Raw genomic sequence first — 24,298 nt, 5'->3', positions numbered from 1 at the left:
AAGCCCACCTATAGTGGGCCAAAAGCGTGATAACGCAAAAGCGGAATATCTGCCCCAATAATCGAGGTTAAAGCAGATTCGAGAGCAACAACACGCCTAAAATATCGCGTGTTGGCAAAGAACGACGGTGACAGTAATAAATCTTAAACTCATCACCGCGGAAACGACTCTTGGTAAAATGAAGCCCTTTAAAGTTGTATAAGAAATTACACTTCTCATAAACAAACTTCATGATGCCTTTCAATACATTAGACTCATGAGATGCAGGCTCTTCCAACCCAGCTAAAGGAATCAAACCTAAATCAATACGCTCGATTCCTTCTTCCTTAAACACGTCCATGGCATGAAGCATCAAGGTATACCAAATGCCTTGTTTAAACGAAGCACAAGCGCGTGAAATGTTCGGAACGTAACTTACAATCTTGTTATTTTCATAAATCGGATCAAAGAAAATAAAGCCTACAGGTTCACCATCCTGATACGCATAGAAACTACGAGAACCTTCTTTGTAATCCATCGTCATAGGACGAATCAGGAAATTAATTTCTTTCTTGCTTACCTTACGCGTCTGCAACCAAGCCTTGGAGATTTCTTTGGTTCTCAGTTCCGCGTAACTTTCTTTGACTTCAATACCGCGCTTTTCCGCTTGGTTAAGTGCAGTTCGAAGTACTTGTTTTTTCTTACCCTTAAGAGACCACTTGGTAAGATCAATGTACGACTCAATACCAAACTGAGTAGAGTGATAGCCAAAACGGTTATGCATCATCACAGCAACGTCTTCAGACGCCTGAACAAATGACGTATTAGGGTGTTTACTAAGGAACTGAGAAACTAAATGTTCTCTGTGTTCAGGTGCACAAATAGGGTCACCCAAAACGAACGAAACACCGAACTTTTGCTTGTAGCCAATGAAACCAACACCAGGCAAATCAAAGTATTTCATTCCTGGCTGCATCGCAGAGTAGGACTGGCTATGAGTGCCATAATGCTTTAAATATTCAACTCGCTCAGAAAGGGAAAAACCGTTAAAACCTGTGAGCGCTTTACCCGAGACAAGAACTGATTGATCTTCCATTATTCCGCCCTCAATTATTATTCTTATTATTTTTAAATTAGAGCGAGATCTTGCTCGCTCTGTGGAATTCCATTCACACCGTCAAAGTGTGTTCGTTATGCCGCTTTTCTACCCAGTACTGACCAGTAAGCATCAAATTTAAGCAAGCTGAAGCGTTTCTTGTCTTCAATATCAAGACCTGCTTTCTTCATATATTCTGGGTAGTTATAGACTTCGTGCAAAGCATTCTTAGTGAACGCAACGAATATAAGAACAGCTCCGTACCAATAAGCTTTCTTAAGCATACGAGAAAAGATATTGCCGGTAGGATAGATAAAGTCACCTACAACAACATGACCACCCGGCTTACATAAGCTAATCAAATGCTTTAAGACATCCTGCATCATTGGCTTGTGGAAAACATTCAGGAAGAAGTTTGCAACCACCATGTCGTACTGTTCAAGTTCATCAACTTTAAAGATATCACTATGAACTTTGCGTACCGTTACCTGGATATTTTCTTTATCCAGCAACTTCTGAAAGTTATCGAGCATGGTTTTGGAGAGATCAACAACCGTTACATCAGCACCTAGCTTTGCCGCGTGAATTGCATCACGACCGTGGCCTACGCCAGCGAAAAGTACTTTTTGTCCAGATTGAAGACGATCTAGATTGGCAATTTTACAGTTTTCAATTTGTTGACCGCTGTAGACTTTACCAAGAAAGTCATAGACAGGTCCGATCCACTTATAATTATCACGCATTGTTATGCTTCCATATTGTTATTATTTTTGGAACATATTGTTGTTGTATTCTGTTCAACAGTAAGACTAATGCTTGTACTTGAGTCCTTCAAGTTAAAAAATCGGATAATTGTGAATTAATGCTCATTTTGATGAAAGGAGCCATTTCTTGAGGATAAACGGCACAAACAGCATTTTCTTAAAATAGAATTTTATATATCGAAAGGCTATAAATCGAAAAAAATCGATGTAGATTTCAAAGCATTAATGCCACTTATGACTTCTTGAACAAAACCACATCCGATCCAATAAAATCCACGATCAGGCCATACTGCTGTGCTATCCAATCAAACGTAGGTTCACAGTAGAAACAAATGTGGGTCTGGTCATTCTTATAATGCCAGCTTGCAAATGCTTCCCGATCTCTTACCCGTTTAGTCATTATTAACAGTACGCCATTAACAGAAAGCCGATTGATTAATAGTGGAAACACCTGATCAGGTTGACTGACATGCTCAATCACTTCGGTACAGGTAATAAAGTCATAGCTTTGTTCAAGCACGCTAATATCAGGAGCGTAATAGGGATCATACGTCTGCATCTCATAACCAAACTCAGAAAACATGCTGGCTAATACCGGCCCCGGCCCACACCCAAAGTCCAAACCAGTTGCAGGCACAGGGATTCGTTGCGCGATGGGATCAAAGGCTCGACTAAGAAAGCGTCTATACCCCTCATCCTCAAAAGAATTCTGGTGAAGATCGTATTCCGCTTTTTCCAACTCAGCAGAGATATGAAAGGAGTCAGGAACAAACACCAAACCACACTCATTACATTGAAAATAAGGACGACGCCGATCCTGATAGTATTCCTGAGTTTGTTGATGTTTGCACAAAGGGCAACACGGAGACGAGGTTTGCATGGTAGAAAAATGATTAACTACCGATTTCTTTCTTGCCATTAATGCGCCTTTACTTTTACTTCACCACAACGACTGCAACGATAGACAGTCACAAGTTTTCCTGACTTCACGTCGAACTGCGTTTTCTTATCCACTTCCCACTTATGAAAGCCACTTTTACATAGTGTTTTACCTTTAGCTTTTTCTTTCGCCGCTTTCTTAGGGTCAGGCCGTTTAAATTCAATGACATTACTCATACGCTGCACTGCTTACTGCTGGTTTTGTTTAAAACAAAAATCTCGATAAAACCACACCAGAAGAATTTTCAGCCTTCATCTCTGGTTAATCCGAATATCAAACGTTATCATGCGCGCATCTATCGACAAGTGTGTGCTATCTAACACCATAATAATGGCATAGAGAGAACACCGAACATCAATTGCGACCAATAACGCGTACTCCGCTTTTCGCAATTATACAAACAAATCACCAAGACACTCAGCATCATGATCAATTCAGACGCATTAGCCCAGTTAAAACAACTGAAGCAAGAAATTAAAGCAAGCAAACCTATTTTTCAGGGAACCATTAAAGCCACCTCAACCAAATTTGGGTTTGTCATTCTGGATGATGATCGCGAAATTTTCTTACCACCTGACGAGTATCAAAAAGTTCTGCCAGGAGATCGCGTCGAAGTTGCGTTACTAAACGCAGACGAAGACAAGCCCAGTGCCGAAGTTGAGAGGTTGATCAAGTCGGATGTATCAACCTTAATTGGTCGATATATAGTGAAAGGCAAAGGGCACTTTGTCGATGCTGAAATGGGCCGAGCCAATCGTTGGATTTTCATTCCACCGAACAAACGTAACGGCGCCAAAGAAGGCGATTTTCTGGAATGTAAGCTACTTCGCCACCCATTTAAAAACGATGGGAAGGCACAAGCTGAAGTCATTTCAGTTCTAGGAAACGATCAAACACCAGGCATTGAAGAAGCCTTAACCATTCGTCGCTATAAATTAGCCAATGAATGGCCAGAGGATGTCTTGACGCAAGTTGCAGACATTCAATCACAAGGCATTGAACACCTAGTAACAGCTGCCGCAGACGCTACAGCGATTCCTTTTGTCACCATCGACTCAGCTAATACCTTGGATATGGACGATGCGTTATACGCTGAAGCCGATGGCAAGGGTTATACCTTAAAAGTGGCTATTGCTGATCCGGCAAGTGTTATTGCTGAAGGCTCTGCCATTGATTTAGAAGCGAAGCGTCGAGCGACTTCCACCTATCTGGTGGATCAGTCCATTCCTATGATGCCGAAAGAACTGTCAGGGGATTTGTGTTCTTTAGTACCAAACGCGCCGCGACTGGCTTTAATTGCCACCATAACGCTGGACGCTGAAGGCAAAGTGACAGACTGCAATATCGAAAAAGCAGCAATTCAATCGCATGCTAAATTAAGTTACAACGACGTTGCTGAGTTCTTGGAGCAAGGTTCAAATGACACCTGTGATGCACTAAGTGATGACATCAAAGCGTCACTTAAAACACTGGAGCACGTAACGAAGCTCTTGAAACAACAGCGTCCAGAATCGGTGCTTCCTGATCGCCCTGATTACCGTATTCGCCTGAATGAACAAAAGAAGGTAGATCATATTGAGCGAATCAACAAGACGGCTGCTCATAAACTAGTAGAAGAATGCATGGTGGTAACCAACCATCAAATCGCAAAATACCTGCAAGCCAAGCAATTAACCGGGTTGTACATCAACCACGCAGGTGTCCGTGAAGACCGCATTGAACTGATCCAGAAAGTCACAAAAGAATATGGTTTAGAAGTTACAGCTGAACAACTTAGAGCACCGGGCAAATATCAACAGGTACTTAAACAAGCGGATGAGCTCGAGCTAGATATTCCACTTCCTGTGCTGATTAATCGCAATATGGAGCGCAGCGAAATGACTTTGGAAGCCAAGGCTCATGTGGGTATGGCGTTGGACTGCTACACCACGGGGACGTCTCCGATTCGTAAATATAACGATTTGGTGATCCACCGCATTCTGACGGCTCATTTGGAAAACAAAGTACAGCCGAACGTATCTCTGGAACTGGCACAAGCCATCTTTGATCAGCAACTGCAATCACGCTCAGCGGCTAACGATTTAGAGCAATGGATGAAGTGTCAATTTGCCGAAACGCTATCAACCGAGAACAAAGGTCAAACCTTTGATGCTCATATTTGTGGTATTAATAGCGCAGGCTTCCATGCGCGTATTGAAGACAGTGGTATAGAAGGCTTTATTAACACCAAAGAACTCAAAACCACCTTCAACCAAGACATCATGGAACACGCCTCTAAAGACAAGCGTTTCCAACTCCAGATGCCAGTTCAAGTAAAAATCAAAGGCGTCAACTGGGATCGCAAGCAAGTTAATTTCGAATTGGCATAATTCGCATTAACTCTGGAAGTCAGTGTGCTCAATCACACTGACTTCTTACGCTTAAAGCTAGACTCGTATATATCACCTAACAACATCGTTCTTGATGAATCCAATATTGGAAGTATGAAGCCCTTTCCCGATACGTCTTGGCAAACGCGTTCAGGCCTTGAAGAAACCTTTGCTCGCCTGGATAATCTTCTGCATTCGTTCCAACCCGTTTGGAAACCCGAGCCTTTTCAATACCTTCAACTGCCTTGGCAAGACGATTATCCCAAAGTGGTTGAATCATTATTGGCACTCTCAGACGAAGAACTTCAGCACCTTCAAAACACTCCAGAGCATTTAATTCAGTTCATTGATGACGCATTTCAGCTGACGGGACAGCTTGTTGAACTCAGCCATTCAGAGAGGTTATCACCGAATAGTATCCAAGAAAGCAACTGTACTCATGCCCCCAAAAAGCCTATCCCAGACGCCCTAACCGCTGGTATTCCCGGTAGGAAATGGCAGCAAATAGAGGCCTTCTGTAACCACTTACCTTCAGCCTCACACTACACCGACTGGTGCTGTGGTAAAGGTCACTTGGCACGCTTGATTCACTTTCATAAGAAAGCTCCAGTCACAGGTTTAGAGTACAACCCGACTCTTTGCGATAAAGGCAACCAACTTTCAGAAAAACTAAAGGTTCCCGTCGATATACGGGAACAAGACGTATTAGCGCCGATTAAAGACCTTTCTGTTCTGAACAGACATGTGACCGCCTTACATGCTTGTGGTGATCTCCACACTCGACTTCTAACACAAGCAGTAGCACATGGCTCAACAGCACTGAGCCTCTCCCCGTGCTGCTACCACCTGACCGCTAATGAGAGCTACCAACGTCTTTCCAACACCTTGAGTTCTGGTGCACCAATGAAGTTGATCTTATCTAAAGAGGATCTGAAGTTGGCAGTACAGGAAACGGTAACCGCCCCCAAGCGAGATCAACACCATCGCAGAACCTTGAAGCAATGGCGTTTAGCGTTCGATTTAATCCAAAGGAAGGTGTCAGGCGTGGATCAATATCGACATTGTCCATCACTGCCCTACTCCAGCATACATCAGGGCTTCGAAAGCCTGGTCGAACGGTTTTCGGAGCATCTTGGCCTTACCATTTCTGAAACGTTAGATTACCAATACTTTCTAACCAAGGCGGAATCCAGACTAGCAGACGTTGAGCGATTGGAATTGGCAAGACAAGGGTTTCGACGCGCATTAGAACTGTGGTTAATTCATGACAGAGCTTTATTTCTGGCTCAGTCCGGTTATCGCGTCAGATTTGGTACCTTTTGTGACCGATCATTGACACCACGCAATCTCCTGATCCACGCAGAACGTATATAATCCCGAGTAACAGGTTTGAGGAACAACCGGTTCCCCAAGCACTGAAAGCCTTTCTACGCCGATACCTGAGTTATTCCTATGCTGAAAACCAATCCGATATTCCAAGCCATCGACAAACAACATCAACAATTGGGTGAGTTATTCTTGATGCATCAGGAAGCCTTGCTGATTCAAGAAATTGAGCTCGCCATGGAAGTCTTCTACAGCTACAAAGCCTTGCAGATTGCCCACTTAACCTTTGAGAACGAACATCTTTTGCCGGAACTGGCCAAACTAAAAGACACCCGATGGCCCCATACTCTGTATCTTCATGAACACAACAAAGTTCGTGATTTACTGAATAAAAATGATCTGAACCTGAACCGCTCGCAGGAAATTCTTAATACCGGCTCGGCTCAACAATATCGTCGCTGGCTGATCGAATTGTTCGAACAACAAAAATCCTTGAAGAACGTACTCGAACACCATGAACAGCGTGAAGAACAAGGCATGTTATTGGAATTGTTCAATCAGCTAGACAGTGATCACGTCACCCGCCTAGCCAATGAACTTGAGGCGTTCACACAGCCAGAACTGGAAATTGTTTACAGCAAAAGTAAAGACTGGATCAACCAACTCGAACGTTAGGAAGTCGTTTTATTCAGGTCTAGGGATACTGATAATGTCGCCCAGAGTCGCATATTCACTGGCTCCGAGTCTAGCAATGGGATCAAGTGACTTCGCATCCACTTGCAATCTGGGTTCCTGAGTCGCGACCTTTTCAGACAAATATACACTCTGGATTTCACCAAAGACCAAGCCTTGCTTGTTGTTCCCCATTTCCTGAATTTCATACAACGAACAATGCATGGCAACGTCGCATTGAGTGACTCTAGGGAGAGGTTGCCCCCAATCCTTATCCAGAGACAAGGCCAACCGATCCATTTCTGAATCACCATAATCCAGCGTACGAGACGTTTCCGTCATCGGCCCAGCCAAGTCGGAACCAGCAATATGAAGAACGAAAGACTGGGTGCGTTCGATATTCCTACGCGTATCTTTCACCTCTCCAGACGGTTTTTTCCCAACTGAAAACATAATGATCGGTGGATTACTGCACACGGCAGTGAAAAAAGAAAACGGCGCTAAGTTGTAATTACCGCCTTCATTTTCCGTCAGAATCCAGGCCACCGGACGAGGAATAATCGTCTGAGTCATCAGATGATAAGTTTGAGTGCCGTTTAACGAATCCATGTTGATCAGCATAAAAATCCCCTTTGCTGGTGTTGTGTTATTCGGTGTGAGAACGCTGATTTTTCTTCTTAATGTGTTTACTCATCAGCTCCAATGCTTTCGAAGCCGCAATAAATCCAAAAGAAGCCGTCACCATAGTAACGGCTCCGAAACCACTATTGCAGTCTAACTTGGTTGAACCATCTTCCAAGGATTTTTGCTGGCAAACACTACCATCGGCTTGAGGGTATACCAACTGTTCAGTGGAATACACCACAGGAATGCTATACACCCGTTTTGGATTGCGCGAGTACCCGTAGTTGCGTCTTAACCAGGAACGAACTCGACGAATCAACGGGTCATTAAAGGTCTTATTAAGATCTGCAATTTCGATTTTTGTGGGATCAGTCTGTCCACCCGCTGCGCCCGTACAAATCACAGGGATCTTGCTACGTTTGCAGTGATTAACCAAGGCGGCTTTTGATTTGAGGCTATCAATGGCATCAACAACACAATCCATGTCTTTGGTAATCAGCTCCGCAACATTTTTCTGATCAACAAAATTCATGACCGTCACTACGTCGCATTCAGAATTGATACCACGGATACGCTCGGCCATTACATCGACTTTTAACTGGCCTACCGTACTGCTTAAGGTGTGCACCTGACGATTCACGTTGGTAACGCAAATATCGTCCATATCAATCAGAGTAATCTTGCCGACACCCGATCTGGCTAAGGCCTCTGCCGCCCAACTGCCAACACCACCGATGCCAACCACGCAGGCATGAGCAGATTGAAAAATATTTGCCTCATCAACCCCATATAAACGGGCAACACCACCAAATCGATCTTGGTAACTCACTACCTTTTAACACCTCAAATACTGTCTACACTTAAACAAACTGATCTATTGATAGAGACAGCTTGTTCACGAAAAACGCTAAAGATCGCGATTATACTCAGGTTAAGGTGATTTCTTAAGATAAAAACGCTGTTAGCTACACCCTAGGGAACCTCTGAACAAGTCCGCTCTAGCTCAGCGGGCGCTAGAAAAACGTTAGAACAAGGCGAGCTTCGTAGAGAATGTCTAGACCTTCAGTCCGAGACCTTTTCAAGAAGTTCAACGATGTTATGGCGTTTTCGGGCTGAAGGACTTAAAGCCCCGCCCTTCGGGGCCTTAAGAGAAATGTCTCTTTTTTGTTGCGGCTTTTTGACGTAACCCGTTATGCCTGCAAAGCCGCGCCTCAAATAGACATTTCTCTTATAGGCCTGAGCAGAGAGAGACTTATTCAGAGGTTCCCTAGGCATTCACCTAATAAATAGACATAACCGCGAGAATATTAATGAAGACAGTGCAAAAGGTGGGGTCCAATGACTCTGGTCGCTAAAATCGCAACGGTCATCTCAACAGCATTTATCACCTTTTTAGCAATCCAGCTTTTCAACCATAAATTTTTGGTTGCGCAGCGCATGGACGATTTAGAAAAGTCCTTAATTCAACGAGAGCTCACTCACAGCCAGTTTTTTATCGAAAGCCAAATTCAAGATGTGGAAACCTTAGCCATTGACTGGGGAATCTGGGATGAAAACTACCACTTTGTGAAGAAATTCAATCAAGGCTTCATTGAACGCAACCTCGATTATGATTCTCTCAAAATCATCAACATTAACGCCATGATTTGGATAACGCAGGATCGGCGGGTTCACCATGGTTTTTTCAGAACCAAAGACTTCATATTATCTGAAAGCCTACTGCATGATTTCTTAACACAGCACGGCACTCTGATTGACTTAATTAAGCCGGAGCTTCCGTTAAAAGAGGGTACGTCAGTCCGTAGCCTCAGCGGTTTGCTTATTTTCAATGGCACGGTTTATATTCTTGCGGTTTCTGAAGTCAAACAAAGTACAGCAAAAGGCCCATCTGCGGGCTGGTTTATGACCCTAAGGGAAGCCCCTGGATCCTTGTTCCAACGACATAAAGAGGGCTTAGACACCTTCTCCGAATTAAAGCCACTCAATTTTTACAGCAGCGATTCAAGTGCTGCCTCAGGCGGTATCTATAACACCACCTATCAGTTAGACATGGAACGTGTAACGGTCAGGAAAACCCTGAAAGATATTTATGGGAAACCAAACATCATGCTATCCAGCAATATGCCGAGAACAATAATGGAGCAAAGCCAAAAGGACTTTGCTTCACTGTTCTCGATAGAAGTGGTGGTCAGTTTGAGTGTTGCTCTGTTGGCCTTTTATTACCTGCGACAGCACATATCTGCGCCCATTTCCAAGCTCATAAAAGAAATTGATCAGGCGCCGTCGTTAGAACAAGCGCGCATTTCTGAAATCTCCAATCAAAGTGGCGAACTATCAAAACTGATTTATATTTTAAAATCCGCCGTTGAGAAGCTAAATGCCAACCTACTGAATGACAAAGTAAACCGCATCCGAACTGAACAACAGAATCGATTATTGTTTGAATTAGCCAATGATCGGGATCTCACCGAAGGCCACCTTCATCAATCCTTTTACAAAATCCTGACAACGTTAATTCAACAAACCGGATTCGTTCGTGCCAGCATTTGGTTGTTAGATCAAGACATGCGCACCTCAGAGTGCTATGCCAGCTACAGTTTACACGGGGACAACATCGACACCGGCATCAGCATTCACACTAACCAACTCACGAAAAGCCTGTTCAAAAAGCTTAATCGTCAACGAAGTTTTGTGACTAACTTGAATCAACAAGTCACCGAATCCTTACTCGGTACAAAAGTTTATGAGCAGGCCATTATTTCCCCCATCATGATCAGCCAACGGGTTGCAGGAGCACTGATTACCGAATTTACGGAAGAACAGGAGCATAAGGTCGCTACCTATCAGCTGTTCATAGGTTCGTTATCAGAGCTCTGTAGCAACAGTTTGTATGCCCACGAAAGAAAACAACTACATGAACAACTGAATCACATGGCTCACCATGACCCTCTCACTAAACTACCGAATCGCAGCCTGTTTGAGGAAATCGCCAACAAAACCATTGCCCGAGCCAAGCGAGAGCATGGCGGTTTCAGCCTATTGTTTGTGGATTTAGACAAATTCAAACCAGTTAATGATCAATACAGTCACTCCACAGGCGATGAAGTCTTGATTCAATGCGCCGAGCGACTGCAGCAACGACTCCGTCAAACAGACACAGTCGCACGTATCGGTGGCGATGAGTTCCTTATTTTGCTCGAAAACACCAGAAACATCAGTGATGCCCGGGTCATCGCTACCCAAATCATCGAGTCGATTTCCCAAGTCTTTGAAGTTCAAGAACTACAAATTCGCATTGGATGTAGCATAGGAGTGGCAGTCTACCCACTCCATGGAGCGACCATTAAAGAATTAGTGCTGGCCAGTGATCAGGCCATGTATGCAGTCAAGGCCAGTGGCCGAGGGGCAATTTCAGTAGCGTCACCGGCCAGCAAGGCGTCATAGCCCCGTTAGTCGACTTATTCTGCTTACTGACGTGCCAATAGAATTAAAATAACTCTCTGCGATTTTTTCTATGAGAGAGCCCAACACTTTCTGGTAAGATACGCGCTCTGATTTAGAAGACCCAGAGACTATGAGACTCGATAAATACCTTTGCCACAACGCGGGCTTAACTCGCAATGAAGCCAAGCGCGCAATTAAAAGAAGACAAGTTAGAGTAGACGGTGAAATTCAAACCAACGCCGCACAGCATGTCAGCCTTGATCAAGACATTAGCTTGAGTAAAACCACCATCGAACATCTCGGTACGCAATACTTCATGTTAAACAAACCGAGTGGGTTTGTATCTGCAACTGAAGATGGTTTTTATCCAACAGTTCTAGAATTGATTGATCAACCAGGCAAAGGGCTTCATCCCGTAGGTCGTTTAGATTTAGACACCACAGGCCTGATGTTACTTACCAACGATGGTAAATGGGCGCATAACATCACCAGCCCAAATCACGATTGCAAAAAGACGTATCGGGTTGAGCTTGATCAGGAAATTACCGACAAAGCCATCGAAATCTTGGAAGCCGGTATTTACTTCAAAAGTGAGGATCGCCGAACACGTCCAGCACAAGTCAAGGTTATCTCCCCGACTGAAATCGAGCTGACCATTTCCGAAGGCATGTACCACCAAGTAAAACGTATGATATTAGCCGTTGATAACGAAGTGCTTGAATTGCATCGTTGCCAAGTCGGAGACATTGTTCTCGATGAATCATTAGAGCCAGGGGAATATCGCCCCTTAACTCAAGAAGAAATCGACAGCGTTAAATAAACCAAGATAGAGATCAATTCGTGAACTTGATATACCAAGCCTTCCTTCAAGCCATTAAAGAGTGCAGCGGTTCTGTTTTATGGGTCGTTGATGAACACGCACTGACCATTAACCCGACGCAATTAGGTGACTCAAGCAAGGTTACCTTCATCACCAATCGGGTAGATCAAAAAGACGCGCTCGCCGAAAGTGGTTTGAATTGCCTTTACAGCGATTTTGATTTCACTGAATTGCATCAACACACCTTTGATCTGGTGCTTTATCGAGTCTCCAAAGAAAAAGCCATTGTTCACCATGTTATTAACCAAACCGCTAACCTATTAAAACCACAAGGTCAGTTTGTGTTGGCCGGTGGTAAAAACGAAGGCATCAAAACCTACGCCGATAAAGCAACCAAATACCTTGGTTGTAACAAGCACATCGAAAAGCTATCCAAAGACGATTGGATTTCCACACTGGAAAATAATCACAGTGACGAATCCCCATTAGACGATAAAGATTACTCTCAATCGATTGAACTGAGTGAACCAGAAGGCCTTACCTTTATCAGCAAACCCGGTGTCTTTGGTTGGAATAAGATTGATCAAGGCAGTGCGTTCTTATTGGAACAAATGCCGGAGTTTATGAAACGTTTGAATTTGTCCAAAGATCAAGCAACTAACAGTGTACTCGATTTAGGTTGCGGCTACGGCTACCTTCTTGCCAACATGCCAGCGTTTGGTTTCACCACTTTAGTTGGCACCGATAACAACGCCGCGGCCATTGCATCGGCAAAAGCGACTCTTGAAACAAACGGTTTAGAAGGCAATGTCATTGCAGCTAACTGCGCGGAAGGGATTGATCAGAAGTTTGATGTGGTGGTGTGTAATCCGCCGTTTCATCAAGGCTTTTCAGTCGAAAGCGAAATGACCGAGCGCTTCCTTGCCGCGGCAAGACGGTTACTGACCTCAGGCGGTGCGGCGATCTTCGTAGTAAATGCCTTTATCCCAGTGGAAAGCAAAGCCAAACACTTCTTTAAGAAGGTGGATGAGCTGGCCAACAACAAAAAATTCAAAGTCATTCGTTTGGCGGGAAAAAAACCGTTTCACAGAGAAGGCTAAACGAATCTAGGGAAGAGGTTCCCTTAATCATTCAGAAGAGAACAACTCCATCTGAGTTAACTCTTCTGAATCCTTCATATCTTTTAAACCCACACCTAACCCTAACAGTCTCACCGGTTTATCACGGCGATGGTAAGCCACATTCAGTAACTCCAAATAGTCTTGTTCAGAACCTGCAGAGCGTGCCAATTGATCAAGCCGAGTCTCATAAGTCGTCTGAACAAAATCATTAAACTTTACTTTCACCACGTACTTATTTACCAAGTAATCATCGTCAAAGCGCTTTTCCAGCCGTTGCTTCAGAGAAGATAGTAACTCAGGCACCGCTGCCCGAACCTGCTCAAAACTGTGTAAATCCTGATCGTAGGTATGCTCAACACTTAAACTCTTACGGCGTCGTTCATTCTTAACCGAGCGATCATCAATGCCTCGCGCCAAGTGATAGAGACGTTGCCCAAAACTGCCAAACTTATCCACCAGCTCCAATAACGAGTAATCTCGAAGTTGTCCACAGGTGTCAATGCCCAGTTGTTTCATCTTTTGCTGAGTCACTTTTCCGACCCCATGCACTCGTGCCACAGGCAACTGAGCCACAAACTCATCGACTTGCGATGGCGTCACCACGCACAAACCGTTGGGTTTATTCCAATCACTGGCTACTTTCGCTAAGAATTTATTGGGTGCAACCCCTGCTGAAACCGTAATCCCCACCTGCTGAACCACGCGCCTACGAATCTCTTCTGCAATTAAAGTGGCACTGCCTTTGTTTTGCTGACAATCGGAAACATCAAGATAGGCTTCGTCTAAAGAAAGCGGCTCAATAAGATCAGTATAATCCGCAAAGATTCGATGGATTTGCTCCGATGCTTCACGATACGCATCCATTCTTGGCTTCATAAAAATTAAATTCGGACACAGCTTTAAAGCCTGCGCCGACGACATCGCAGATCGAACACCAAATTTTCGGGCTTCATAGCTGGCGGTTGCCACTACACCACGACCATTCGGGTTGCCTCCCACCACAATCGGCAAATTAGCCAAGCTTGGATCGTCTCTCACCTCTACCGCCGCATAAAAGCAATCGCAATCGACGTGGATAATTTTTCTTAATGAAGTCTCACTCATGCCCGGAACTCATTTGCTCATACGGCGTCTACTTGGGGGCTCTTAGTAATGTGATATCGAGCGCTACTCTGTAAGCCCCAAACAAACACTGATTATTAATACAGTATTTTAGTCGTAGAAAACACCCTCCGTCTACTCCAGGAACCCCATGAACAAGACTGTCTTTATTATCAATACACCAGCGGCTAAAGCACTAAATCTAAGTTATCCAGAGGTTCCCTGGATATTCCCTTCCATTAAACCGTTTGTCGGATACAATGAATAAATTATTCAATGGCTCGCAAACAAGGATGATAGGTCCCCATGAAAATGATTCAACGCTCTAGCTTAGTGCTTTTTAGTATATTTCTAGTTGCTTGCTCTGGAGGCAACGACAGCCAAGCACCGGCCAATGCGCCTCTTCCTAAAGTCAGTACTCTCGCTGCATCCTACCAAGAAGTTCGCCCAAGCAAAGAATTTGTGGGAAAAACGGAAGCTAAAGAAGACGTTAACATTCAAGCTCGCGTAGGCGGTTACCTAGTGAAGCAACACATGCCCGATGGCGCGAAAGTGAAGGAAGGCGATCTGTTATTTGAAATCGATCAAGACACCTACGCCGCCGAAGTTGCCAAAGCCGAGGCTAAAGTAGCGCAAGACAAAGCGGCATTGAATGAAGCGACACGTAACTATAATCGCGGGAAAGAATTAATCTCCAAAGGCGCAATCAGTGAATCACAAATGGATCAGCTGACCAGTAAAAAGCTTCAAGCCGAAGCGGCAATTAAAGTATCTGAAGCCGCACTCAAAACCGCCAAACTGAATCTGAGTTACACCAAAGTAAAAGCGCCTACAGACGGTACGTTGAGCCAAGCGCAGGTGAGTATTGGTGACTTGATCACCTCATCCACAACCTTAGCAACACTCGTTCAAGCCGATCCTATGTACGTCAGCTTCCAAGTCAGTGAGCGTGAGTTGATTGAATATCGTGAAGAGCGTCAGCAGGAAAAAGCGGAAGGTAAGCCTTCGGTAGAACCGGTTGCCAAATTAAAACTGACCACAGGTTCCATGTATCAGCACACTGGCAGCTTCAACTTCCTCGATAACCGTATAGATCAAAACACAGGCACGATTAAAGTACGCTCGGTCTTCCCTAACCCTGATGGATTCTTGCTGCCAGGTCAGCATGTCACCTTGGTAATTGAAGAAGGCTCTGCAGTAAAACGCTTGGTAATCCCTCAAAAAGCCGTTCAAGAAGACCAAGTGGGTAAATTTGTTCTGGTCCTGGGCAGCGATAAAGTGATTGAGAAACGCCCTATTGGTGTTGGTCAAAACCAAGGTACTTTAATCACGGTGACATCTGGTCTAAACGAAGGTGATCAAATCATTGTCGACGGACTTCAAAAAGTCCGTGTTGGCGGCAAGGCAGAAGGCACACCCGCTCAGCTACCTGAAGCGAATTAAGACGAGGGATTTTAATGTTCAGCCAATTTTTTATCAGTCGGCCTAAGTTTGCCTTTGTCATTTCGATCGTAATTTCACTGGCGGGTTTAATCGCCATGAACGTATTACCGATTGCCGAGTTTCCTAAAATCTCGCCTCCGGTAATTCAAGTCAGTGCCTCTTATCCGGGTGCTGACGCCAAAGTGGTTCGGGAAACCATCGCCGCGCCTATTGAAGAAGAGGTCAATGGGGTGGAAGACATGCTCTATATGTCATCCAAAAGTGCCAACGACGGCTCCTATACCCTGACAGTGACCTTTGAAGTCGGCACCGATCCGGATCTTGCCCAAATCAATGTTCAAAACCGGGTCAATCGTGCTAACTCCACCTTACCCGCCGACGTTGTGAAACAAGGCGTCGCAGTCGATAAGAAGTCTACCGACATGGTGTTGGTCGTTAACCTGTTCTCACCTAATTCAACCTACGACGGTCTTTTTCTTTCGAACTTCACCAGCATCAATATCCTCAATGATCTTTCTCGGGTGAACGGCGTCAGTGATGCATCTATCCTTGGTGAAAACGAATACGGCATGCGAATTTGGCTCGACCCCATCAAAATGGCCTCACTGGGTGTCACGGTTACCGACCTGCAAGGCGTAATCTCTGAGCAGAATGTCCAGGTTCCGGCCGGTCAATTAGGTGGTGCCCCCTCTCCTGCTGACCAGCAATTCCAATATACACTCAGCGCCAAAGGCCGTTTGAGCTCTGTGGAAGAATTTGAAAGCCTGGTCGTAAAATCAAGAAGTGATGGCTCCAGTGTGTTGATGAAAGACATTGCACGCATCGAACTGGGCTCCGCCAGTTACAGCTGGTATGGCGAACTCAACAACAAACCGGGCGTTATTCTGGCGGTCTATCAGTCACCTGATGCCAACGCTCTTGAAGTAGCTGAAGACGTCTATGAACTCATGGAACAATTGTCCTCTCGTTTCCCGGATGACATTGAGTACGACATTCTTTATGACACCACACGTTTTATTGATACTTCGATCGACGAAGTAGTCACCGCCCTTTTCCAAGCCGTATTACTGGTAATCCTAGTAGTGTTTATCTTCCTTCAAGATTGGCGTTCAACGCTGGTACCCGCCATTGCAATTCCGGTTTCTTTGGTCGGAACCTTCGCCGTTATGTTAGCGCTGGGCTTCTCCATTAATACCGTCAGTCTCTTCGGCTTGATCTTAGCGGTGGGGATTGTGGTCGATGATGCCATTGTGGTGGTTGAAAACGTCCGCCGACATATTGAGGAAGGATTGGATCCGGTCGAAGCGACTCGTATATCCATGAAAGAAGTCAGCGGCCCCGTCGTCGCAACGACCTTAGTTCTTTTGGCGGTATTCGTTCCCGTTTCTATGATGCCAGGCATCACAGGCCAAATGTACAACCAATTCGCAGTCACCATTTCTGTGGCAGTCATCATCTCCTCCATCAATGCCTTAACGCTCAGTCCGGCACTGTGTGCGACCTTATTGAAACCTCATACAGACAAAGTGAATGCGTTCTTTGCGGCCTTCAATAGAAGCTTTGATCGCATCACCAACTCGTACAATCGACTGGTAAAAATCAGCATCCGTAAGCTGTTTTTGGTAGGTATTACCTTGGTTGTGGTATTTGTTTCTATCGGCGGCGTCATGAAAGTCTTACCGATGGGCTTCATTCCGAACGAGGACAAAGGCAACTTCATGGTCGATATTCAATTACCAGCGGGGGCAGCGTTAAATCGTACCGGCGAAGTGATGCACCAAGTAACGGATGCCATCAAAGATGAGCCGGGCGTCAGCAACGTCATGACAGTCAGTGGTTTCAGTATCTTAACTGGTGCTGTTGCCTCAAATGCTGGCTTAGCCATCGTCACGTTAGACCACTGGGATGAGCGAACCAGCCCGGATTTACACCAAGAAGCCATCGTTCGAAAGGTTCAGGCGAAGTTAAGTGCTATCTCCAGTGCAAATATCCGAGCCTTCTCTACGCCAGCCATTCCAGGGCTCGGCAGCACCAGCGGTCTTGAGTTGGTCCTTTCTGACCTACAAGGTCGAGACCCACAGTCGCTCGCATCAGCCATGCGCAGTTTCATATTAGAAGCCAACCAAGCACCGGAGATTCGCTTTGCTTTCAGCAGCTACACCGCCGATATTCCGCAATTATTTGTGGATGTGGATCGTGTTAAAGCTAAAAATATGGAAATTCCTTTATCAGAAGTGTTCATGACACTGCAAGCTCAACTGGGGTCGCTGTACGTCAATGACTTCAACAAGTTCGGCCAAGTCTACCGAGTCATGATGCAGGCCGAGGCTGAATTCCGAAATGACAAGGATGACCTGGATAAGCTGCACGTAAGATCCTCTTCTGGCGATATGGTGCCGTTGAGCACATTACTCACTACGAGTACTTTGCTCGGCCCGGATGTAATCAACCGCTATAACATGTTCGACTCTGCCACCATTAACATCATCCCTGCACCTGGATACAGTACAGGCGATGCCATGGCAGCAGCGGAACGAATAGCAAAGAACAGCTTGCCTGATGGTTATGATGCACAGTGGACAGGCATGGCCTATCAACAAATTCAGGCCGGTAACCTTGCCCCAATCTTATTCGGTCTGGCGTTGTTGTTTGTCTATCTATTCTTAGTCGCTCAGTATGAAAGCTGGAGCGTACCGGTTTCCGTGGTGTTGGCCGTACCTATCGCGGTTCTCGGTGCGATCTTAATGTTGTTGATACTTAAAACGCCATTTGATTTGTACGCTCAGGTGGGGATGGTGCTCTTGATTGGCTTGGCGACGAAAAATGCGATTTTGATTGTCGAGTTCGCCAAATCAAAACGTGAAGATGACAAAGTATCCATTGAAGATGCTGCGACTGAAGCCGCAACACTTCGTTTCCGAGCGGTATTAATGACGGCCTTGTCCTTTGTACTCGGTATCTTACCTCTGGTCTTCGCGGTCGGCGCCGGCGCAGCCAGCCGTCACTCCATCGGTTATACCGTATTTGGAGGCATGGCGATGGCAACCGTCATAGGAACGCTATTGATTCCGGCGTTCTATGTGATGCTGCAATCATTCCGAGAGAAAGTTAAAGGCCAACCGAAAGAAGGTTAAGAGAAAAACTTTTAACTGTTTGACCCATAAAAAAACCGGAGAGTATCTCCGGTTTTTTTATGCATACACCAACATACAACAAACAAAGCTAGCCGAATCGTTGCTCTGGCAGATAACGAACGATCATTCCAAAGTCATTCAACTCCTTCAGATCACTAGCACCTTCCGGCAATGGAATGTCGACCACGTGACCAGAACCAGGTGCACCATCAACCGACTCACCTTTCTTATTAATCATTTCAGTCAGATCGAACGCAAGATTACCGGATGGCTTAACCAATTCTACCTTATCGCCCACATTGAACTTGTTCTTCACATCAATTTTTATCATGCCTTTATCCACAGACATGACTTCACCAACCAACTGTTGAGAACCACTCATGGAGTTGCCTGATTCATAACGCTGATACTGATCGTGAACGTGGCGACGATAGAAACCTTCGGTATAACCACGACTGGCCAAGCTTTCCAACTCATCCATCAAGCCCATATCGAACGGTTGACCAGACTGAGCATCATCAATGGCTTTACGATAAGCCTGAGCTGTACGTGCAGCATAGTAAGGTGATTTGGTACGCCCTTCGATTTTCAACGAATGAATACCCATTTTCACCAGACGTTCTACGTGTTGAACCGCACGAAGGTCACGGGAATTCATGATGTAAGTGCCATGCTCGTCTTCATAAATCGGCATGTACTCACCTGGACGAGAACCTTCTTGTAACAAGAAGGTTTGTTCTTCTAATCCATCCACATGAGGTTCAAAAGTGTCCGGTTGGGAATCTTGATGCGCCGCAGGATCTACAACATTCACATCGCTTTGAGGCTCGTCAGTAGCAATGATGTCGCCCGTCTCAGTTTCTTTGGCATCATGCAATTGATACTTCCAGCGACATGCATTAGTGCATGTACCTTGGTTTGGATCACGCTTATTGAAATAGCCAGATAACAAGCAACGCCCGGAATAAGCAATACACAACGCACCATGAACGAAAACTTCCAGTTCCATCTCTGGACACTGCATCCGGATTTCTTCAATCTCATCCAGCGATAACTCACGAGATAAAATGACTCGTTCAATACCTTGTCTGTGCCAGAACTTCACACCTGCGTAGTTCACCACATTGGCTTGAACGGACAAATGCACAGGCATATCAGGGAAGTGTTCACGAACCATCATGATCAACCCTGGATCAGACATAATCAAAGCATCCGGGTTAAGTTCAATAACAGGTTTAATGTCGTTCAGAAAGGTTTTTACTTTTGCATTGTGCGGTGCAATATTTGCCGCCAAGTAAAATTTCTTACCCAAATCATGGGCTTCATCAATCCCCTCTTTAAGCGCATCCAATGTCGAGAATTCATTGTTACGCACTCGAAGACTGTATCTTGGCTGCCCCGCATAAACGGCATCGGCACCATAAGCGTAAGCATAACGCATCGCTTTCAGCGAACCCGCAGGCGAAAGTAATTCGGTTTTCATAAAAATTAACTTAATTCAAAGAGTGGAGGATCTATTATCTAACACCTGAGTTTTCTAATAATAGATCCATATCATTAGTGGACGACTTTAGGGGCTTCTTCCATTTCTGCAGCTTCTTCCTGCATACGCCCAACGATTTGCAAACCCGCTTGGAACATTCCTTTGGCCACATGAACGTGTTCACCCTGAAGCATTTCTTTTGCTTCTTCGGAAAAATGGATCGTCACCAACTGCTTCTCATCCCCTTCGGTTTTCTGAAGCGCGACGTCACCATTCTCTAATTCAATAATTTCTAAAAAGGCCGTAGGCATAATTGGCTCCTATATTTTAATGTGCCAATACTAGCAGATATCGACATTCATCTCAGCAGATCACAAGCAATATTCTTGTTAAACCCTATCCTGATTATTCATCTAATCTTCCAATCGGTAGCTACGAACCTGTTCGACCAATTGCTTCATCGCCTGATGAGCGTCTAATAAATTAAGCCCTTCGGGTTCTTGCTCTGTGACATCAATTGCAATCAAGCTTACCAACTCAGGTTCTTCACCTATGTATTCGGATTTTTTCTGTTTTGCCACGAAACGATTGCGATAGCTCTGATGCAAGCGAGATAACCAGGAATTAGGTTCTGCTAGCAGATTAAGCAACTCAGCGATTTCACGACGGCCATCATCACGTTTCATCAAGGCATCATTGAGTTGATTCAGAGTTAGCGTTTCAGACTGGAAAGGAACGTTATGTTCTGCCGCCAGTTCACAGAGCAAACCAACATACGCATTATAGAGATGAGCAACCGCACTTTCTTCCAAAGCAACCAGACGGTTTTGACTAAACACAGAAGATTTAGCTTGTTCTTCCTCAAAGAAAGACAAGGCAATCTGAGCAAAGTAGAGTTTTTCGTTGGTTAGAGGAACCCAGTTTGAAGCTTTATCCGCCATATTATTTACCCATAAACGACCGAATGAAGGTGACCTACAGCTGTGGACAACTATGATCAGAGGGCGCGTAGTATAAAACGAAAGACTGCAGGTTACGACACATAGGAGAAGAGATATACGATCTAGAGAATGCTCTCCACCAGATGATCATCAAAATGACCTGCGATCTCAATAAGTTCTGAAAGTTGCGGTTTCGGGCATTGTTCACCCTGATAAAACTGAATTAACCCGTGAAGCAGTTGGCAAGCGGTATCACATCCTACATAGAAAGTCGTTTCACTGCGCCCATCTCGATACATAGCCAAACAACGATTCGCTTCAAGTTCAGCCAATACAGCATTGAATTCACGCTCTAAACACAAGTCGGCCCGCTTAGATAACGCCTGTTCATTCAGAGTCAATTTGTACCAAGGCATAAAACACTCAACCACTGTTATTATCTTTTAAGTAGACACTCTTATATAGGTAAGTGTAGTCAGTGAAACTTTTACGCCATAAAAATTCACAAAAAAACGACAAACAGACATCAGTAGACATCATATCCCTGCGCCTTGAGCCAATATTTTGAGTTCTGAAACTTTTTTCACATTTAGAAGCCAAAAAAGTAGGTTCAGTTAAAAACTGCAACAACTTCTTTTTGAAGAACTCAAACTTCTATGAGAATATTGGTTGATTGGGTCATTCCATGCTGAATGGGCTTGTTGTCTAACACTACTAGAATAATCAAATGACTATGACGTTTCGAAACCGTTTTATCCAAGTACTCCTCATTGCTGCTTTTTCAGCAATCTCTCTCGCAAGCTTAAGCGCCTTAAATAAAGACGACTCAGATTCTAAAGCTCCAAATCAACTAACCGATGACCAGATACCGGAATCGACGACTCTGGCCTCGGTTGAAAGTACTTCGTCTTCGAATACAGTTGCACGCACGACATCTAAAGAACTGACGAATGATCTCAACACCGATACTCAAGACATTGCATCTGATGAGCTATCATTGCTAACACCAGATATTGTTCACCCTGGCACCAACCGTGAAATAGTCTTGAGTCTTCTAAAAGGCCATTACAGCAGCCCGACAATCGACGATAATCTTTCAAAGAAAATGTTTGATAGTTATCTTCAAAGCCTGGATCCAAACAAACTCTACTTTACTGCAGCCGATATCCAATCTTTCAGTCAAAACAGTCTATCGCTAGACAATGCCCTATTAACCAACAACCTAAAACCCGCTTTCGAGATTTTTAACAGTTATCAACAAAAACTTGTTGAGAGAATGGAGTGGGTTCTGGCTCAACTAAACGATGAATCCTATCAGTGGAATTTCGAACAGAACGATCAACTACTGATCGACCGTTCAGAAGCACCATGGGAAACATCCCAAGAAGCACTCAATACCTTATGGGATAAACGTATTAAGAACGCAATGCTTGGGTTAGTCCTTGCTGGCAAAGAACAGGATGAGGCAAAAGAAACCCTCATCAAGCGATATAAAAATCAACTTAACCGAGCTAAACAAACCAAGTCAGAAGATGTATTCGAGCTGTATATGAATGCCTTCACTATGACCTTTGATCCGCATACAAATTATCTATCACCTCGCGATGCTGAAAACTTTGATATCAACATGCGCCTTTCTCTGCAAGGTATTGGGGCGGTTCTTCAAAGCGATAACGAATACACCAAGGTAGTTCGTCTTATCGCTGCCGGTCCTGCTGATAAAGCAGGAGAACTGAAACCAGGCGACCGTATTGTCGGGGTTGGCCAGGATGAAGACGGAGAAATGGTTGATGTTATTGGTGAACGACTCGATGACGTGGTGAAGAAAATCCGTGGTAAACGTGACACCTTAGTTCGCTTGGAAATCATTCCTGCAAGTTCAACTGACATCACTCAAACCAAGATTATTAAAATTGTCCGCGACAAAGTTAAGCTTGAAGAACAATCTGCACAGAAAGACATCATAGAAATTACTCGTAATGGTCAGACCCACAAAATTGGAGTAATCAATATTCCAACGTTCTATATGGATTTTGAAGCTTTCCGCAAGCGTGATCCTAATTACAAAAGTACATCTCGTGACGTGAAAAACCTGATTGCAGAACTTCAAGCAGAAGACATTGATGGTTTGGTTGTTGACCTCCGAAACAATGGCGGAGGCTCCCTGTTCGAAGCCCGAGAACTTACCGGCCTATTCATTCGACAGGGACCAACTGTACAAGTACGAGATATTGATCAGAACGTTCAAGTTCACACTAACTCAGACTCGAATGTCTATTATGATGGTCCTATGGCAGTACTTGTGAATCGCCTAAGCGCATCAGCTTCAGAGATTTTTGCTGGGGCAATGCAAGACTATCAAAGGGCCATCGTTCTGGGCGGTCAAACCTTTGGGAAAGGAACCGTCCAATCTCTACAACGTCTGAATCATGGTGAGATTAAACTAACTCAAGCCAAGTTCTATCGTATTTCAGGTAAGAGCACTCAAAACATGGGCGTCATTCCCGATATTGAGTTCCCAAGCCTGTACAATAAAGATGTGGTAGGTGAAAGCTCTCTGGATAATGCACTTCCATGGGATACCATTAGTTCGGTACACCATAGTCGATACGGTAACTTTTCTCCTTTAATGCCATCATTGGAATCAAACCATCAAGCTCGAATAGAGCACAACCCGGATTTCCAATACCTTAACAAGCAAATTCAACGATTGAATGAGCAAAGAAATAAAGAGTACATTTCACTAAATATGACTACTCGTAAGTCAGAACGTGAATCTATGGAAGAAGCGTCACTGGTTCTGGAAAACGAACGCCGTAAGGCAAAAGGTGAAGAACCGTTTGAATCCGTCGAAGCAATGAACGAATTCAACAGCGAACAAGACGCAGAGAAAAAGCCGGCTCAAGAAGACGCTATCCTTGTAGAGTCTGGCGAGATTTTGCTTGATATGGTGTCTCTTGCAAGTAAAGACAACTTACAGGTAACACTTCAGTAGATAGATATTATCTCCTTCTAAGAATGCTGTTCGTTTTTGAACTTCA

The 24,298-nt window shown here is 44.5% G+C and carries 20 protein-coding genes; 9 read left to right on the top strand and 11 right to left on the bottom strand.

The window, feature by feature from the left end; all coding sequences use genetic code 11:
• Positions 1-67: 67 nt before the first annotated feature.
• The 4 genes from ACFOEK_RS01335 to ACFOEK_RS01320 all read right to left on the bottom strand — a co-directional run bounded on the left by ACFOEK_RS01335 (position 68) and on the right by ACFOEK_RS01320 (position 2,955).
• Positions 68-1,075, bottom strand: coding sequence for a DUF2156 domain-containing protein (locus ACFOEK_RS01335; protein ID WP_386715012.1), 1,008 nt, complete (start codon positions 1,073-1,075; stop codon positions 68-70).
• Positions 1,076-1,170: 95 nt separating this feature from the next.
• Positions 1,171-1,818, bottom strand: coding sequence for a class I SAM-dependent methyltransferase (locus ACFOEK_RS01330; RefSeq protein WP_386715009.1), 648 nt, complete (start codon positions 1,816-1,818; stop codon positions 1,171-1,173).
• A 253-nt stretch (positions 1,819-2,071) separates the two neighbouring features.
• Entirely contained in the window at positions 2,072-2,758 is a 687-nt protein-coding gene (locus ACFOEK_RS01325; protein WP_386715007.1) for a class I SAM-dependent methyltransferase, read from the bottom strand.
• A complete protein-coding gene (locus ACFOEK_RS01320) occupies positions 2,758-2,955 on the bottom strand; it encodes a hypothetical protein (protein ID WP_386715004.1) in 198 nt (65 codons plus the stop codon). Before ACFOEK_RS01320 ends, ACFOEK_RS01325 begins: the two co-directional genes overlap by 1 nt.
• Positions 2,956-3,204: 249 nt before the next feature.
• Here ACFOEK_RS01320 and ACFOEK_RS01315 point away from each other — a divergent pair, with 249 nt between their 5' ends.
• The 3 genes from ACFOEK_RS01315 to ACFOEK_RS01305 all read left to right on the top strand — a co-directional run bounded on the left by ACFOEK_RS01315 (position 3,205) and on the right by ACFOEK_RS01305 (position 7,149).
• A complete protein-coding gene (locus ACFOEK_RS01315) occupies positions 3,205-5,148 on the top strand; it encodes a ribonuclease R family protein (protein ID WP_386715002.1) in 1,944 nt (647 codons plus the stop codon).
• Between the two features lie 24 nt (positions 5,149-5,172).
• Positions 5,173-6,522 carry a methyltransferase gene (locus ACFOEK_RS01310; RefSeq protein ID WP_386714999.1) on the top strand — a complete coding sequence of 450 codons (1,350 nt, stop codon included), beginning with the start codon at positions 5,173-5,175 and terminating at the stop codon, positions 6,520-6,522.
• A gap of 78 nt (positions 6,523-6,600) precedes the next feature.
• Positions 6,601-7,149 carry a hypothetical protein gene (locus tag ACFOEK_RS01305; RefSeq protein ID WP_386714996.1) on the top strand — a complete coding sequence of 183 codons (549 nt, stop codon included), beginning with the start codon at positions 6,601-6,603 and terminating at the stop codon, positions 7,147-7,149.
• A 9-nt stretch (positions 7,150-7,158) separates the two neighbouring features.
• On the opposite strand, the gene ACFOEK_RS01300 is transcribed toward ACFOEK_RS01305, so the two are convergent.
• Positions 7,159-7,767, bottom strand: coding sequence for a flavin reductase family protein (locus ACFOEK_RS01300; protein ID WP_386714993.1), 609 nt, complete (start codon positions 7,765-7,767; stop codon positions 7,159-7,161).
• Between the two features lie 25 nt (positions 7,768-7,792).
• Complete coding sequence (gene tcdA, locus ACFOEK_RS01295; protein ID WP_386714991.1) at positions 7,793-8,599, bottom strand: tRNA cyclic N6-threonylcarbamoyladenosine(37) synthase TcdA; 807 nt, start codon at positions 8,597-8,599, stop codon at positions 7,793-7,795.
• A gap of 509 nt (positions 8,600-9,108) precedes the next feature.
• On the opposite strand from tcdA, the gene ACFOEK_RS01290 reads away from it, so the two are divergent.
• The 3 genes from ACFOEK_RS01290 to ACFOEK_RS01280 all read left to right on the top strand — a co-directional run bounded on the left by ACFOEK_RS01290 (position 9,109) and on the right by ACFOEK_RS01280 (position 13,134).
• The gene (locus ACFOEK_RS01290; protein WP_386714988.1) at positions 9,109-11,214 is read left to right on the top strand and encodes a sensor domain-containing diguanylate cyclase; all 2,106 of its coding nucleotides are present in this window, start codon (positions 9,109-9,111) and stop codon (positions 11,212-11,214) included.
• 130 nt (positions 11,215-11,344) lie between these two features.
• Positions 11,345-12,034, top strand: coding sequence for a pseudouridine synthase (locus ACFOEK_RS01285; protein WP_386714986.1), 690 nt, complete (start codon positions 11,345-11,347; stop codon positions 12,032-12,034).
• A 20-nt stretch (positions 12,035-12,054) separates the two neighbouring features.
• Complete coding sequence (locus ACFOEK_RS01280; protein WP_386714983.1) at positions 12,055-13,134, top strand: class I SAM-dependent methyltransferase; 1,080 nt, start codon at positions 12,055-12,057, stop codon at positions 13,132-13,134.
• Positions 13,135-13,161: 27 nt separating this feature from the next.
• Here the strand turns inward: ACFOEK_RS01280 and dinB are convergent, their stop codons facing one another.
• Positions 13,162-14,259: a DNA polymerase IV gene (gene dinB, locus ACFOEK_RS01275; RefSeq protein WP_386714981.1), complete on the bottom strand. Its 1,098-nt coding sequence runs from the start codon at positions 14,257-14,259 to the stop codon at positions 13,162-13,164.
• A gap of 303 nt (positions 14,260-14,562) precedes the next feature.
• On the opposite strand from dinB, the gene ACFOEK_RS01270 reads away from it, so the two are divergent.
• Together ACFOEK_RS01270 and ACFOEK_RS01265 are read left to right on the top strand one after the other, a co-directional pair.
• Positions 14,563-15,699 carry an efflux RND transporter periplasmic adaptor subunit gene (locus ACFOEK_RS01270; protein WP_386714977.1) on the top strand — a complete coding sequence of 379 codons (1,137 nt, stop codon included), beginning with the start codon at positions 14,563-14,565 and terminating at the stop codon, positions 15,697-15,699.
• Positions 15,700-15,713: 14 nt separating this feature from the next.
• On the top strand, positions 15,714-18,833 hold the full coding sequence (locus ACFOEK_RS01265; RefSeq protein WP_386714974.1) for an efflux RND transporter permease subunit: 3,120 nt from the start codon (positions 15,714-15,716) through the stop codon (positions 18,831-18,833).
• An 88-nt stretch (positions 18,834-18,921) separates the two neighbouring features.
• Here ACFOEK_RS01265 and trhP read toward each other — a convergent pair whose 3' ends face one another.
• From trhP to ACFOEK_RS01245, 4 genes are all read right to left on the bottom strand, one after another.
• On the bottom strand, positions 18,922-20,316 hold the full coding sequence (gene trhP, locus ACFOEK_RS01260) for a prephenate-dependent tRNA uridine(34) hydroxylase TrhP (protein ID WP_386714971.1): 1,395 nt from the start codon (positions 20,314-20,316) through the stop codon (positions 18,922-18,924).
• Between the two features lie 74 nt (positions 20,317-20,390).
• Complete coding sequence (locus ACFOEK_RS01255; RefSeq protein WP_386714968.1) at positions 20,391-20,627, bottom strand: hypothetical protein; 237 nt, start codon at positions 20,625-20,627, stop codon at positions 20,391-20,393.
• 102 nt (positions 20,628-20,729) lie between these two features.
• Positions 20,730-21,257, bottom strand: coding sequence for a DUF6586 family protein (locus ACFOEK_RS01250; RefSeq protein WP_386714966.1), 528 nt, complete (start codon positions 21,255-21,257; stop codon positions 20,730-20,732).
• Positions 21,258-21,379: 122 nt separating this feature from the next.
• Positions 21,380-21,673 (bottom strand): hypothetical protein, encoded by a 294-nt coding sequence (locus ACFOEK_RS01245; protein ID WP_386714964.1) that lies wholly within the window; start codon positions 21,671-21,673, stop codon positions 21,380-21,382.
• 311 nt (positions 21,674-21,984) lie between these two features.
• On the opposite strand from ACFOEK_RS01245, the gene ACFOEK_RS01240 reads away from it, so the two are divergent.
• Positions 21,985-24,252, top strand: coding sequence for a carboxy terminal-processing peptidase (locus ACFOEK_RS01240; RefSeq protein ID WP_386714962.1), 2,268 nt, complete (start codon positions 21,985-21,987; stop codon positions 24,250-24,252).
• Positions 24,253-24,298 lie beyond the last annotated feature (46 nt).

The sequence above is a fragment of the Litoribrevibacter euphylliae genome, assembly GCF_042646085.1.
Classification (GTDB): Bacteria; Pseudomonadota; Gammaproteobacteria; order Pseudomonadales; family Litoribrevibacteraceae; genus Litoribrevibacter; species Litoribrevibacter euphylliae.
This window is presented reverse-complemented; position numbering and strand designations above follow the sequence as displayed.